11 protein-coding genes are annotated in these 12,478 nt (G+C 69.9%); 6 read left to right on the forward strand and 5 right to left on the reverse strand.

Annotated features, from left to right (window positions below; genetic code table 11):
* Positions 1-31 precede the first annotated feature (31 nt).
* Positions 32-889 carry a hypothetical protein gene (locus ACU6WZ_RS11815; RefSeq protein WP_447033201.1) on the reverse strand — a complete coding sequence of 286 codons (858 nt, stop codon included), beginning with the start codon at positions 887-889 and terminating at the stop codon, positions 32-34.
* Between the two features lie 218 nt (positions 890-1,107).
* Between ACU6WZ_RS11815 and ACU6WZ_RS11820 the strand changes: the two genes are divergently transcribed.
* The 5 genes from ACU6WZ_RS11820 (at position 1,108) to cseC (ending at position 5,440) form a co-directional block, all read left to right on the forward strand.
* On the forward strand, positions 1,108-2,007 hold the full coding sequence (locus ACU6WZ_RS11820; RefSeq protein WP_447033202.1) for an iron-sulfur binding domain-containing protein: 900 nt from the start codon (positions 1,108-1,110) through the stop codon (positions 2,005-2,007).
* 137 nt (positions 2,008-2,144) lie between these two features.
* The gene (locus ACU6WZ_RS11825; RefSeq protein WP_447033203.1) at positions 2,145-2,699 is read left to right on the forward strand and encodes a SigE family RNA polymerase sigma factor; all 555 of its coding nucleotides are present in this window, start codon (positions 2,145-2,147) and stop codon (positions 2,697-2,699) included.
* Positions 2,690-3,376 (forward strand): hypothetical protein, encoded by a 687-nt coding sequence (locus tag ACU6WZ_RS11830; RefSeq protein ID WP_447033205.1) that lies wholly within the window; start codon positions 2,690-2,692, stop codon positions 3,374-3,376. Before ACU6WZ_RS11825 ends, ACU6WZ_RS11830 begins: the two co-directional genes overlap by 10 nt.
* A 60-nt stretch (positions 3,377-3,436) precedes the next feature.
* Entirely contained in the window at positions 3,437-4,141 is a 705-nt protein-coding gene (cseB, locus tag ACU6WZ_RS11835; RefSeq protein WP_447033206.1) for a two-component system response regulator CseB, read from the forward strand.
* Positions 4,142-4,144: 3 nt separating this feature from the next.
* The gene (cseC, locus tag ACU6WZ_RS11840) at positions 4,145-5,440 is read left to right on the forward strand and encodes a two-component system sensor histidine kinase CseC (RefSeq protein ID WP_447033207.1); all 1,296 of its coding nucleotides are present in this window, start codon (positions 4,145-4,147) and stop codon (positions 5,438-5,440) included.
* A gap of 22 nt (positions 5,441-5,462) precedes the next feature.
* Here the strand turns inward: cseC and ACU6WZ_RS11845 are convergent, their stop codons facing one another.
* The 3 genes from ACU6WZ_RS11845 to ACU6WZ_RS11855 all read right to left on the reverse strand — a co-directional run bounded on the left by ACU6WZ_RS11845 (position 5,463) and on the right by ACU6WZ_RS11855 (position 7,293).
* On the reverse strand, positions 5,463-5,912 hold the full coding sequence (locus ACU6WZ_RS11845; protein ID WP_447033209.1) for a VOC family protein: 450 nt from the start codon (positions 5,910-5,912) through the stop codon (positions 5,463-5,465).
* Positions 5,913-6,013: 101 nt separating this feature from the next.
* Positions 6,014-6,466, reverse strand: coding sequence for a helix-turn-helix transcriptional regulator (locus ACU6WZ_RS11850; RefSeq protein ID WP_447033210.1), 453 nt, complete (start codon positions 6,464-6,466; stop codon positions 6,014-6,016).
* A gap of 143 nt (positions 6,467-6,609) precedes the next feature.
* Entirely contained in the window at positions 6,610-7,293 is a 684-nt protein-coding gene (locus ACU6WZ_RS11855) for a M23 family metallopeptidase (RefSeq protein WP_447033212.1), read from the reverse strand.
* A 525-nt stretch (positions 7,294-7,818) separates the two neighbouring features.
* Here ACU6WZ_RS11855 and dacB point away from each other — a divergent pair.
* On the forward strand, positions 7,819-9,432 hold the full coding sequence (dacB, locus tag ACU6WZ_RS11860) for a D-alanyl-D-alanine carboxypeptidase/D-alanyl-D-alanine endopeptidase (RefSeq protein WP_447033214.1): 1,614 nt from the start codon (positions 7,819-7,821) through the stop codon (positions 9,430-9,432).
* A 150-nt stretch (positions 9,433-9,582) separates the two neighbouring features.
* On the opposite strand, the gene ACU6WZ_RS11865 is transcribed toward dacB, so the two are convergent.
* Entirely contained in the window at positions 9,583-12,111 is a 2,529-nt protein-coding gene (locus ACU6WZ_RS11865) for an ATP-dependent Clp protease ATP-binding subunit (protein ID WP_447033215.1), read from the reverse strand.
* Positions 12,112-12,478: the final 367 nt, after the last annotated feature.

The following is a 12,478-nucleotide window of genomic DNA, read 5'->3' on the forward strand; positions in this document are numbered from 1 at the left end:
AACGGGCCGGTCGCGCCGGCCCGTTCCGCTCTCAGTCGTCCTTCAGTGTGAACGTGGCCGGGGACTTCGCGCCGGGCAGCTCCAGCAGGTAGGTCCCCTCGGACACGGTGCCGGCGGACGGCGTCGCGCACTTCGGTGCGCTCTCCTTGCGGTTCCACTCGACGGTGCGCGTGACGCTGCTGTGCGCGGGGACGCGCAGCAGCAGACTGCCGGGCCCGCGCGGGCAGTCCTCGGAGGCCCACACCGTGTTGTTGTCGTCGTCGGTGATCGTCAGCACGGAGACCTTCGGGCCGAAGTCCATCTTGCAGGCCGCGCCGGAGGTGTTCTCCGCGATCAGCTCGAACCTGGGCTTCTCACCGGACTCGTACTCGTTCTTCACGCTGCGCAGGGTCAGTTCGATGCTCGCCGCTACGCAGTTGGGCAGGCTGGACCCGGCCGGAACGCGCTGACCGGCGCCCCGGCCGCCGCTCCCGATGATGCTGCTGTCGCTGCCGCTGTCGTCACCCGACCCGCTGCCACCGTCGGCGCCGCCGTTTCCGGCCCCGCCGTCCGCGCCGTCGCCGCCCGCGTCCGTACCACCGGCGTCCGCGCCACCGTCACCGCTGCCGCCGCCGTCGGCGCCCGCGCTCCCAGCGGTGGCGCCCGATTCGTCGCGGCCGCCCGGATCCTCGGTGATGGCAGGGCCCGACGAACCGGGGCCCGGGGTGATCGTGGACGGCGCCGGGGTGGCCCCCCGGGCTCCGTCGCCCCCGCTGCCGTCGCCACCACCGGACATGACGGCCCATAGGATCATCAGCGCGAGCAACGCCACCAAGGACAGCGCGACTGCCCTCCGGCGCCAGTAAATGGAGGAGGGAAGCGGCCCGACTGGATTGCGCATAGATCCCACGGCGCAAACTGTACGAGAGATCGGCGCCAACTCCCGCCCCACCCGCCGTCCGCACCCAACTTTTCACGATCATCATCCCGGCCGCCCGCCACGCCCTGACACCCCGGCCGTCTTCGCGCCCCGCCGTCTTCGCGCCCTGTCCGTCTTCGCGCCCCGCCGTCTTCGCACACCGAGCCTCGCCCGGCCGCGCGGAGAAACGTGTCAGGATCGGTGGTGCCATGACTGCGACAAGTGACTCCACCACCGCCACCGCCCTCCACTCCCCCGTCATCGCGTGGTTCGACACCCACGCCCGCGACCTCCCCTGGCGCCGGCCCGAAGCCGGGGCCTGGGGTGTGATGGTCAGCGAGTTCATGCTTCAGCAGACGCCGGTCAGCCGGGCTCTGCCGGTGTACGAGCAATGGATGGCCCGCTGGCCCCGCCCCGCCGACCTGGCCGCCGACTCGCCCGGCGAAGCGGTGCGGGCCTGGGGCCGGCTCGGGTATCCGCGGCGTGCGCTGCGGCTGCACGGGGCGGCCGTGGCGATAACGGAGCGGCACGGCGGCGACGTACCGAGCGAGCACGCCCAGCTGCTGTCGCTGCCCGGGATCGGCGAATACACGGCGGCGGCTGTCGCCTCCTTCGCGTACGGGCAGCGGCACGCCGTCCTCGACACGAACGTCCGGCGCGTGTTCGCCCGCACCGTCACCGGCGTCCAGTACCCGCCGAACGCCACCACCGCCGCCGAACGCAAGCTCGCCCGTTCGCTGCTGCCCGACGACCAGGCGCGCGCGGCGCGCTGGGCCGCCGCCTCGATGGAGCTCGGCGCCCTCGTGTGCACCGCGAAGAGCCCCGACTGCGAGCGCTGCCCGGTCGCCCAGCACTGTGCGTGGCGGCTCGCGGGGATGCCGGCGCACGACGGGCCGCCGCGGCGCGGTCAGACGTACGCCGGTACGGACCGCCAGGTGCGCGGCCGGCTGCTCGCCGTGCTCAGGGACGCCGTGACGCCCGTCGCGCAGAGCGCGCTCGACGCGGTGTGGGACGAGCCGGTGCAGCGCGCGCGGGCACTGGACGGGCTCGTCGCGGACGGGCTGGTGGAGCCCCTGGAGAACGGCGTCTACCGGCTCCCGCACGCCTGATCCCGGCGTCGTTACACAACCGATGGACAGCCGTGCGTTTGCCGAGGGCTGACCCGCACAGTGCCGTGACAACCCCTCCGTAGCGTCCTGGACGTAAGCGGGACACGGGGTTTGGCAGGGGACGGAGGCGGTTCGAAATGGCGCACGGCGAGGTGCTCGGGTTCGAAGAGTACGTACGCACTCGGCAGGACGCGCTGTTGCGGAGCGCCAGGCGCCTGGTCCCCGACCCGGTGGACGCCCAGGACCTTCTCCAGACCGCGCTGGTGCGTACGTACGGCCGGTGGGACTGCATCGCCGACAAGTCGCTGGCCGACGCCTACCTGCGCCGCGTCATGATCAACACTCGTACGGAGTGGTGGCGCGCCCGCAAGCTCGAAGAGGTTCCGACCGAGCAACTGCCCGACGCGAGTGTCGAGGACGGCGCGGACCAGCGCGCCGACCGTGCCCTGCTGATGGACATACTCGGCGTACTGGCTCCCAAGCAGCGCAGTGTCGTGGTCCTGCGACACTGGGAGCAGATGAGCACCGAGGAGACAGCCCAGGCCCTGGGCATGTCCGCGGGTACGGTCAAGAGCACGCTGCACCGGGCGCTGGCCCGTCTCCGGCAGGAACTGGAGAGCCGCGAGCTGGACGCGTACGCCCTCGACCGTGCGGAGCTGGGTGACGAACGGGGGATGGAGCGGTGCGCCTAGGCAGGGGCGGCAGGTTCACACCGGCGGCGACCGGCACTGCGGTGGCCGGTGTCGCCGTCGTCTGTCTGGCCGTGGTGGCGTGCGACGCGGGCGGTACGGGGGCCCGCGACGCCGGCCCCGCCAGGACGGACCCGGTGGTCGGGGCGGCGCCCTCGGCCCGCCCGGCCACTCAGCCGAGTGCCGGGCGGGTCGACCCGGTGGCGCTTCTCCGGGGCGACCCGAAGGTCAGCGACACGGTCAAGCGGGACCTGAAGCCGTGCGTCGAGGACGAGTACCCGGTGGACACGTCGTACGGCAAGGTGACCGGCGGGGCCGCCAACGACGTCGTGGTGAACGTGATGACCTGCGAGGACGCGGTGGGCATCGGGACGTATGTCTACCGCGAGAACGGGGACGCGTACGAGAACGTCTTCGCGGCCGAGTCGCCCGCGGTCTACGCGGAGATCGACCGGGGCGACCTGGTGCTGACCAAGCCGGTGTACGGGAAGAACGACTCGATGGCGTACCCGTCCGGTGAGGAAGTCATCACCTACCGCTGGTCGGACAGCAAGTTCAGCATCTACGACCAGGTGCACAACGACTTCAGCCGTGCGATCGGCGGGGACGGCGCGGACGGTGGGGCGGGCGGCGAGACGGAGGACTCCGAGCCGGCTCCGAGCGACCGGTCCGAAGACTGATCCGAAGACCGAGTGAACAGCCTGAGCGCACGACCGAACCGAGTGGACAGAGAGCAGCGGATGGCCGAGACACACGTCCTGTTCGTGGAGGACGACGACGTCATCCGCGAGGCAACCCAGCTCGCGCTGGAACGCGACGGCTTCACCGTCACGGCGATGCCCGACGGGCTCTCGGGGCTTGAGGCGTTCCGCAGTGACCGCCCGGACATCGCGCTGCTCGATGTGATGGTGCCGGGGCTGGACGGGGTGAGCCTGTGCCGTCGTATCCGCGACGAGTCGACGGTGCCGGTGATCATGCTGTCGGCGCGGGCCGACTCGATCGATGTCGTCCTGGGCCTGGAGGCCGGGGCCGACGACTATGTGACGAAACCCTTCGACGGCGCGGTGCTCGTGGCCCGTATCCGCGCGGTGCTGCGGCGCTTCGGGCACGCGGGCGGTCCTGGGGGCGGGTCGCCCGGCGAGCGCGAGGGGCCGGACGGCGGGGTGCTCGTCTTCGGCGACCTGGAGATCGACACCGACGGCATGGAGGTACGCAGGGGCGGCGCCCCGGTCGGCCTGACGCCGACCGAGATGCGGCTGCTGCTGGAGTTCTCGTCCACGCCGGGCACGGTCCTGTCGCGCGACAAGCTGATGGAACGGGTCTGGGACTACGGGTGGGGCGGGGACACCCGGGTCGTCGACGTCCACGTACAGCGGCTGCGCACGAAGATCGGCCAGGACCGGATCGAGACGGTCCGGGGCTTCGGTTACAAGCTGAAGGCCTAGCCCATGCGCCCAGCCCTGCGCACCGGCGTCCGCTGGAAGATCAGCATCGCGATCGCCGCGGTCGGTGCCCTCATCGCCGTCACCCTGAGTCTCGTCGTGCACAACGCGGCCCGCGTCTCCATGCTCGACAACGCCCGCGACGTACAGATAGAGCGGCTCCAGTTCGCCCAACGCTGGTACGAGTCCTCGCGCGAGCCCAAGTTCGGCACCAAGCTCAACGACCCCACCCTGCCCCTTGAGCTCAAGTCGAGCATGGACAACGGCCGCCGCGCGACCTACGTCACGGACGGCCGGGGCGGGGTCCCCGACGTGTGGGCGGCGGCCCCCCTCGGCAACGGGGACGTCCTGTCGCTGCACACCCGTTTCACCGACCGCAGCGCGACGATCATGAACGATCTGGACCGGGCCCTGGTGATCGGCTCGGTCTCGGTCGTCTTCGGCGGTTGCGCCCTCGGCGTGCTGATCGGCGGCCAGCTGTCCCGACGGCTGCGCCAGGCGGCGACCGCGGCGGGCAAGGTCGCGCAGGGCAATACGCAGGTACGCGTGCGGGACGCGGTCGGCGGTGTCGTACGCGACGAGACGGACGAGCTGGCGGGCGCCGTCGACGCCATGGCAGACGCCCTCCAGGCCCGGCTCGAAGCGGAGCGCCGGGTCACCGCGGACATCGCCCACGAACTGCGTACCCCGGTGACCGGTCTCCTCACTGCGGCGGAGCTGCTGCCGCCCGGCCGCCCCACGGAGCTCGTACGGGACCGGGCGCAGGCGCTGCGCACCCTCGTCGAGGACGTGCTGGAGGTGGCACGGCTGGACAGCGCGGCGGAGCGGGCCGAGCTCCAGGAGATAGCGCTCGGGGAGTTCGTCAGCCGCCGGGTCGCGCTGCTCGACCCGGACACGGTGGTGCAGGTCGTCCACGAGTCGTGGGTGAATACCGACCCGCGCCGCCTGGAGCGGATCCTCGGCAACCTCCTCGGCAACGCGGCCAAGCACGGCAGGGCGCCGTTCGAGGTCACCGTCGAGGGGCGGGTCCTGCGCATCCGCGACCACGGGCCGGGATTCCCGGAGGCGCTGCTCAAGGAGGGGCCGAGCCGGTTCCGAACGGGCAGCAGCGACCGGGCCGGCCGTGGGCACGGACTGGGCCTGACGATCGCCGCCGGCCAGGCCCGCGTCCTCGGGGCGCGGCTCACCTTCCGCAACGCGCACCGGGACGGCGGGGCGATAGCGGTGCTGTGGCTGCCGGAGCACGCGCCGACCGCGACCGGCAGCTTCCCGGCCGTGCGGCTCTCCGAGCACACTCCTTGATCCGAGCACACTCCTTGAGGCGTCAGCAGGCCCAGTCCTTGCCCAGGTCGAGGTCCCCTTCTTCCCGCGCCTGGGTGAACGAGAACCAGTTCCCCGAGTCGTCACGGAAGATCGCCTCCGTGCCGTACGGGCGCTCCTGCGGCGCCTGGAGGAACTCCACCCCGCGCGCCTTGAGCGTCGCGTAGTCGGCGTGGATGTCGTCGGTGGCCAGCACCCCCGCGCCCAGCACCCCCTTCGCAACCAGCCTCTTGATCGCTTCGGCGGATTCCGGGTCCATGGCGGGCGCCCCCGGAACCATGAGCGTCAGCTCGACGTCCGGCTGGTCCTTCGCGCCGACGGTCAGCCAGCGCATCCCGCCTTCGCCCATCGTCATGTCCGTACGGACATCGAAGCCGAGCTTCTCGGTGTAGAACTCCTTGGCCCGTTCCTGGTCCAGGACCCAGACCGTGCAGATGGCGATTCCCTTGATCACGGGAGTGCTCCTATGACGTGGTGCGTGAGGTGGTACGTCCGGTGTGCCGGTGCTCACCGCCGCCCTGCCACCGTAGGCAGCGGACGCTCCATCGTGCTTCTTCAGAGTTGCGCTTCTTCGGCATCGCGCTCCGCCGCAGGGAAGCCCCCGGCCCAGAGCATCGCGTAGCACCCGGGTATCAGTGCCGCCCGGCGCCCGGCGTGCCTGGTGCGGTACAGGCTCGGCGAGCACCCGGTCTGCTTCTTGAAGCGTGCCGAGAAGGTGCCGAGGCTGGCGAAGCCGACCAGCGCGCATATCTCGGTCACCGAAAGATTCGCCGTGCGCAGCATCTCCTCGGCGCGCTCGATGCGGCGGCGAGACAGGTACTGGCCGGGCGTATCGCCGTACACCGCCTTGAAGGCGCGGATGAAGTGGTACCGCGAATAGCCGGCGTGCGCGGACACCGCGTCCAGGTCGAGCGGCTCGGCCCAGTCGCGGTCCATCGCGTCCTTGGCGCGGCGCAGCTGACGCAGGTGAGACAGGTGAGCCGTCGCGCCGGTCGTCGTGGTGTCCATGTCCTCGATGCTGACACGCGGCACTGACAACGGGCGGCCCCTGGTGAGCCGGGTGGGCACGACGAAGGCGACCCCGGGAGCAGCGCGGAGCTGCTCTCGGGGTCGCCTTCGGTTCGGTTTTCGAGCCGCTCAGGGGTCGGGCGTCAGAGGCTGACGCCCTCGGAGCGCAGGAACGACACGGGGTTGATCGCGGTGCCGTAGTTCGGCGTCGTGCGGATCTCGAAGTGCAGGTGCGGGCCGCTGGAGTTACCGGTGTTGCCGGAGAGGGCTATGCGCTCGCCGGACTTGACCTTCTCGCCGGGCGTCACCTCAAGCTTCGAGAGGTGTGCGTACTGCGAGTACGTGTTGTTGTCGTGCTTGACGACGATCGCGTTGCCGTACGCCGGACCGTCACCGCCGCCGTTCGGGCCGGCCTTCACGACGGTGCCGCCGTGCACGGCCGAGACCGGGGTGCCGACGGGCACGGCGAAGTCCTGGCCGGAGTGCTTGCTGGCCCACATGCCGCCGCCCTTGCCGTACGTCGCGCTGAGCGAGTACTTCTGGACGGGCTGCTTCCAGGCGGACTTCTTGGCCTGCTCGGCCTGCTTGGCCTTCTTCGCCTTCGCGGTGGCGGCCTTCTTCGCGTCGGCCTTCTTCGCGCCGTCGGCGGCCTTGGCCTGAACCTCGGCCTGCTTCTGGACGGCTGCTGCGGGGGACCCGTCGGCGGCGAACGCCACGCCCGCCGTACCGAGCATCATCGTCGCGCCGAGCCCGGCGGCCACGACGGCGTTGCGACGGGTGCGGACGGACGAGGTGCGGGCTCGGGAGAACATGTCGCGCTTCTGCATACGGGGGCAAACCTCCGGGAGATGAATGAACCCGGCACAGCGCCGGGCTTGCTCCACCTTGGTAACCCGAACCCCCGCCTGACCCAAAACCCCCCATCTACTACCAGAAGCCGTATTGAGAACATCAACTGTCAGACCCTTGACGACTCCCACATCTCTCTGCCGAAGTCGAAAAAATAACCTGCGTCACACCGGTTTAAGCCCATACCAGACCAGACCAAAACACCCATGCGCCCAGCACTGGGCGTATTTCCGGCCGCGGGGCCGAAGGTCCTTCCCCCTGATGCCCGAAGGTCCTGCGCCCGTCGCGCAACACCTCCACTATTCCGACTCGTAGGCCTCCCCGAGCCTGTGCGCCTTGTCACCGCGAGACCCCCGGACAGGCTGATCCAAAGGACAGCGACCCACTCCGCGGCACCCCGGCTCCCCAACTCAGCCGCTCGCCGCTTCTGCGCTCAACCACTCGCCGCACCCGGTCTCGCGCGTCCTTCCCTCCGCCGCCCCCGTCCGGGATGCTCCTGTGCCATGAGTAGACCCGCGATGCGCCAACAGCGCCGAGCCCGCCTCACCCGCACCCTGGTCTGGCCCGTGGCACTCGGCCTCGCCTGCACACTCACCTGGAGCTCACCCGCCGGAGCCGGCCCCTCCGAAGCCGCCCTCAAGGACGCCGGCCTGAAAAGCGCCATCGACAGGATCCTTACCGACCCCCGGCTCGACGGCGGCGCCGCGAGCGTCGTGGTCGCCGACGCCGCGACCGGCAAAACCCTCTACCAGCGGGCCGGCGCCGACCGCCTCATGCCGGCCTCCAACACCAAGCTGCCCACCTCGGTCGCCGCCATGGCCCTGCTCGGCCCCGACTACCGCTACCGCACGGACGCCCTGTCCACCGGCAGCCGCAAAGGCTCCGTACTCCGCGGCGACCTCTACCTCCGCGGCACCGGCGATCCCACCACCCTCGCCGAGGACTACGAGCGACTGGCCGCGACGGTCGCACAGTCGGGCGTAAAGAAGGTCACCGGCCGCCTGATCGCCGATGACACCCGCTTCGACACCCAGCGCCTCGGCCGCTCCTGGGCGGCCGATGACGAATCGGCGTACTACTCCGCCCAGATCTCGGCGCTCACCCTCGCCCCGGACACCGACTACGACTCCGGCTCGGTCGTCGTCGAGGTGTCCCCCGGCGCCGCACCGGGCAAGGCGCCCCGGGCGACCCTCACTCCACGTACCGACTACGTCGACATCGACGTCAGCTCCGCCACCACGGTCGCCGCCGGGCAGCCTGACACCCTGGCCGTCGAGCGGGAGCACGGCTCGAACAGCATCAAGGTCACCGGCAGCATCCCCGTCGGGGCGGCCGCCACCAAGGAGTGGATCAGCGTCTGGGAGCCGACCGGTTACGCCGCCGCCGTGTTCGCCGACGCCCTGGCCGCCCACGGCGTACGCGTCACCGGCCCGACCCGCCTGGGCGTCCCCACGCCGAAGAACGCCAAGCCCCTCGCCACCCACAGCTCGATGCCCCTGAAGGAGCTGATGCGCCCCTTCATGAAGCTGTCGAACAACATGCACGCCGAGGCCCTCACCAAGACCATCGGATACGAGACGGCCGGCCGGGGCACCTGGACCGCCGGCCTCGCCGCCATCGCCACCCACCTCACCGAGCGGGGAGTGGACGCGGCCACCCTGCGCCAAGTGGACGGCTCCGGCTTGTCCCGGATGAACAACATCCCGGCCGGCCAGCTCGTCAAGCTCCTTCTTTCCGTACGCGGCGAGCCCTGGTACGCCGCCTGGTACGCCTCCCTGCCCGTCGCCTGCGCCCCGGACCGCCCCACCGGCGGCACGCTCCGCTCCCGCATGTGCGACACGCCCGCCGCCCTGAACGCCCGTGCCAAGACGGGTTCCCTGACCGGCGCCTCCGCGCTGTCCGGCTACGTCACGGACGCGGGCGGCCGCGAGCTGGTCTACGGCATCGTGCTCAACAACTACCTGGCCGCGTCGGTCAAGAGCATCGAGGACGCCATCGTGGTCACCCTGGCCTCCTCGTCGCCGGCCGACACCGTCCTCAGACTCCCCCGCACCTCCCGAACCGCCACCCCCGGCGCCGACCTCGAATGCTCCTGGCGCAAACCGGCACTGTGCTGATCGCTGTGCCGGCCGTTGTACGGATCGCTGCGCCGACTGCTGGGCCCGCCCGCGCCGGGAGCGTCGCAAGCCGCAAAAGGGGCTGCCCCGGAACCAGTGAATGGTCCGGGGCAGCCCCTGTGCGCGCTCAGGTCGCGAGTCGCCTGAGCGTTACGCGTCCTTCGACATGTTCGGGCCACTGCTCGGGCCCGCCGCCTGCTCGATCGGGGGGACGTCGGGCAGCGCCGACTTCTCCTCGCCGCGGAAGGTGAACTTCTTCGCGTCACCCTCGCCCTCGATGCCGACGACCACGATGTGACCGGGACGCAGCTCGCCGAAGAGGATCTTCTCCGACAGGTTGTCCTCGATCTCCCGCTGGATCGTCCGGCGCAGCGGCCGGGCGCCCATGACCGGGTCGTAGCCCTTCTTCGCGAGCAGCGACTTGGCTTCCGAGCTCAGCTCGATGCCCATGTCGCGGTCCTTCAGGCGCTCGTCCACCTTGGCCAGCATGAGGTCGACGATCTGGATGATGTCTTCCTCGGTGAGCTGGTGGAAGACGACCGTGTCGTCGACACGGTTGAGGAACTCGGGGCGGAAGTGCTGCTTGAGCTCTTCGTTGACCTTGTTCTTCATCCGCTCGTAGTTGGTCTGAACGTCGCCCTGGGCGGCGAAGCCCAGGTTGAAGCCCTTGGAGATGTCCCTGGTCCCGAGGTTGGTCGTCATGATGATGACCGTGTTCTTGAAGTCCACGACCCGGCCCTGGGAGTCGGTCAGGCGACCGTCTTCCAGAATCTGGAGCAGGGAATTGAAGATATCGGGGTGGGCCTTCTCGACCTCGTCGAAGAGAACGACGGAGAACGGCTTGCGGCGCACCTTCTCGGTGAGCTGTCCGCCCTCTTCGTATCCCACGTAACCGGGGGGAGAACCGAAGAGACGGGAAACCGTGTGCTTCTCGCTGAACTCCGACATGTCGAGGGAGATCAACGCGTCCTCGTCGCCGAAGAGGAATTCGGCGAGCGTCTTGGAGAGCTCGGTCTTACCGACACCGGACGGGCCGGCGAAGATGAACGAGCCACCGGGGCGCTTCGGGTCCTTCAGACCGGCTCGCGTACGGCGGATCGCCTTCGAGAGGGCCCTGATGGCGTCCCTCTGGCCGATGACGCGCTTGTGCAGCTCGTCCTCCATGCGCAGCAGGCGGGAAGACTCTTCCTCGGTGAGCTTGAAGACCGGGATGCCCGTGGCCGTGGCCAGGACCTCCGCGATCAGTTCCTCGTCCACCTCGGCGACGACGTCCATGTCGCCGGCCTTCCACTCCTTCTCGCGCTTGGTCTTGGCCGCGAGGAGCTGCTTCTCCTTGTCGCGCAGAGAGGCCGCCTTCTCGAAGTCCTGCGAGTCGATCGCGGACTCCTTGTCCCTGCGGACGCCGGCGATCTTCTCGTCGAACTCGCGGAGGTCCGGCGGTGCGGTCATCCGGCGGATGCGCATCCGGGAACCGGCCTCGTCGATCAGGTCGATCGCCTTGTCCGGCAGGAAGCGGTCCGAGATGTAGCGGTCGGCCAGGGTGGCCGCCGCGACCAGCGCCGCGTCCGTGATGGACACGCGGTGGTGCGCCTCGTAACGGTCGCGCAGGCCCTTGAGGATCTCGATCGTGTGGGGGAGGGAAGGCTCCGCCACCTGGATCGGCTGGAAGCGGCGCTCAAGAGCCGCGTCCTTCTCGAGGTGCTTGCGGTACTCGTCGAGGGTCGTCGCACCGATGGTCTGGAGCTCACCGCGGGCGAGCATCGGCTTCAGGATCGAAGCCGCATCGATCGCGCCCTCGGCGGCGCCCGCACCCACCAGGGTGTGGAGCTCGTCGATGAACAGGATGATGTCGCCGCGGGTGCGGATCTCCTTCAGGACCTTCTTCAGGCGCTCCTCGAAGTCACCGCGGTAGCGGGAACCGGCGACGAGCGCGCCGAGGTCGAGGGTGTAGAGGTGCTTGTCCTTGAGGGTCTCGGGCACCTCGCCCTTGACGATGGCCTGGGCCAGGCCCTCGACGACCGCCGTCTTTCCGACGCCGGGCTCACCGATGAGGACCGGGTTGTTCTTGGTACGACGGGACAGCACCTGCATGACCCGCTCGATCTCCTTCTCGCGCCCGATGACCGGGTCGAGCTTGGATTCGCGGGCAGCCTGCGTCAGGTTGCGGCCGAACTGGTCCAGGACGAGGGAGGTCGAGGGCGTGCCCTCGGCCGGGCCGCCGGCAGCGGCGGTCTCCTTGCCCTGGTAGCCGGAGAGCAGCTGGATGACCTGCTGCCGCACCCGGTTCAGGTCGGCGCCCAGCTTCACGAGGACCTGGGCGGCGACGCCCTCACCCTCGCGGATCAGGCCGAGCAGGATGTGCTCGGTGCCGATGTAGTTGTGGCCGAGCTGGAGGGCCTCGCGGAGCGACAGCTCCAGGACCTTCTTGGCACGGGGAGTGAAGGGGATGTGACCGGACGGGGCCTGCTGCCCCTGACCGATGATCTCCTCCACCTGCTGCCGAACCGCCTCGAGCGAAATCCCGAGGCTCTCCAGGGCCTTAGCGGCGACACCCTCACCCTCGTGGATCAGGCCCAGGAGGATGTGCTCGGTGCCGATGTAGTTGTGGTTGAGCATCCGGGCTTCTTCCTGAGCCAGGACGACAACCCGCCGCGCGCGGTCGGTGAACCTCTCGAACATCGTTAATCGCTCCTCAGAGCGGTCGGTCAGTGAGGGGTCGGTCCCCTCCCAGTCCTTCCGCATGCTAGTCCCGTAGGACGGGACAGCTCATTCCAACTGCCGACATCCGTCCGGATCACCCCCGCCTCCGCGGGGAATCGTGCTGCCGAACAGCCGACACATGCTCCAACCTGATGGTGCGAGACGATGTTCCCGCAGGCCAAGCAGATACCCGTTCATCCACTACGCCGATGGCGAACGCGAGACGGCCCGGCGAGCGTGTCGCCCCTCCCCACTAGGAATGTCTTACCCGTAAGCGCTGACACTCCATGCGGCGAACACCGGGTTCCCTCAGCTACGGGCGAACATCCTTGCGCCGCCGAACGTC

Source organism: Streptomyces hypolithicus (assembly GCF_052934925.1).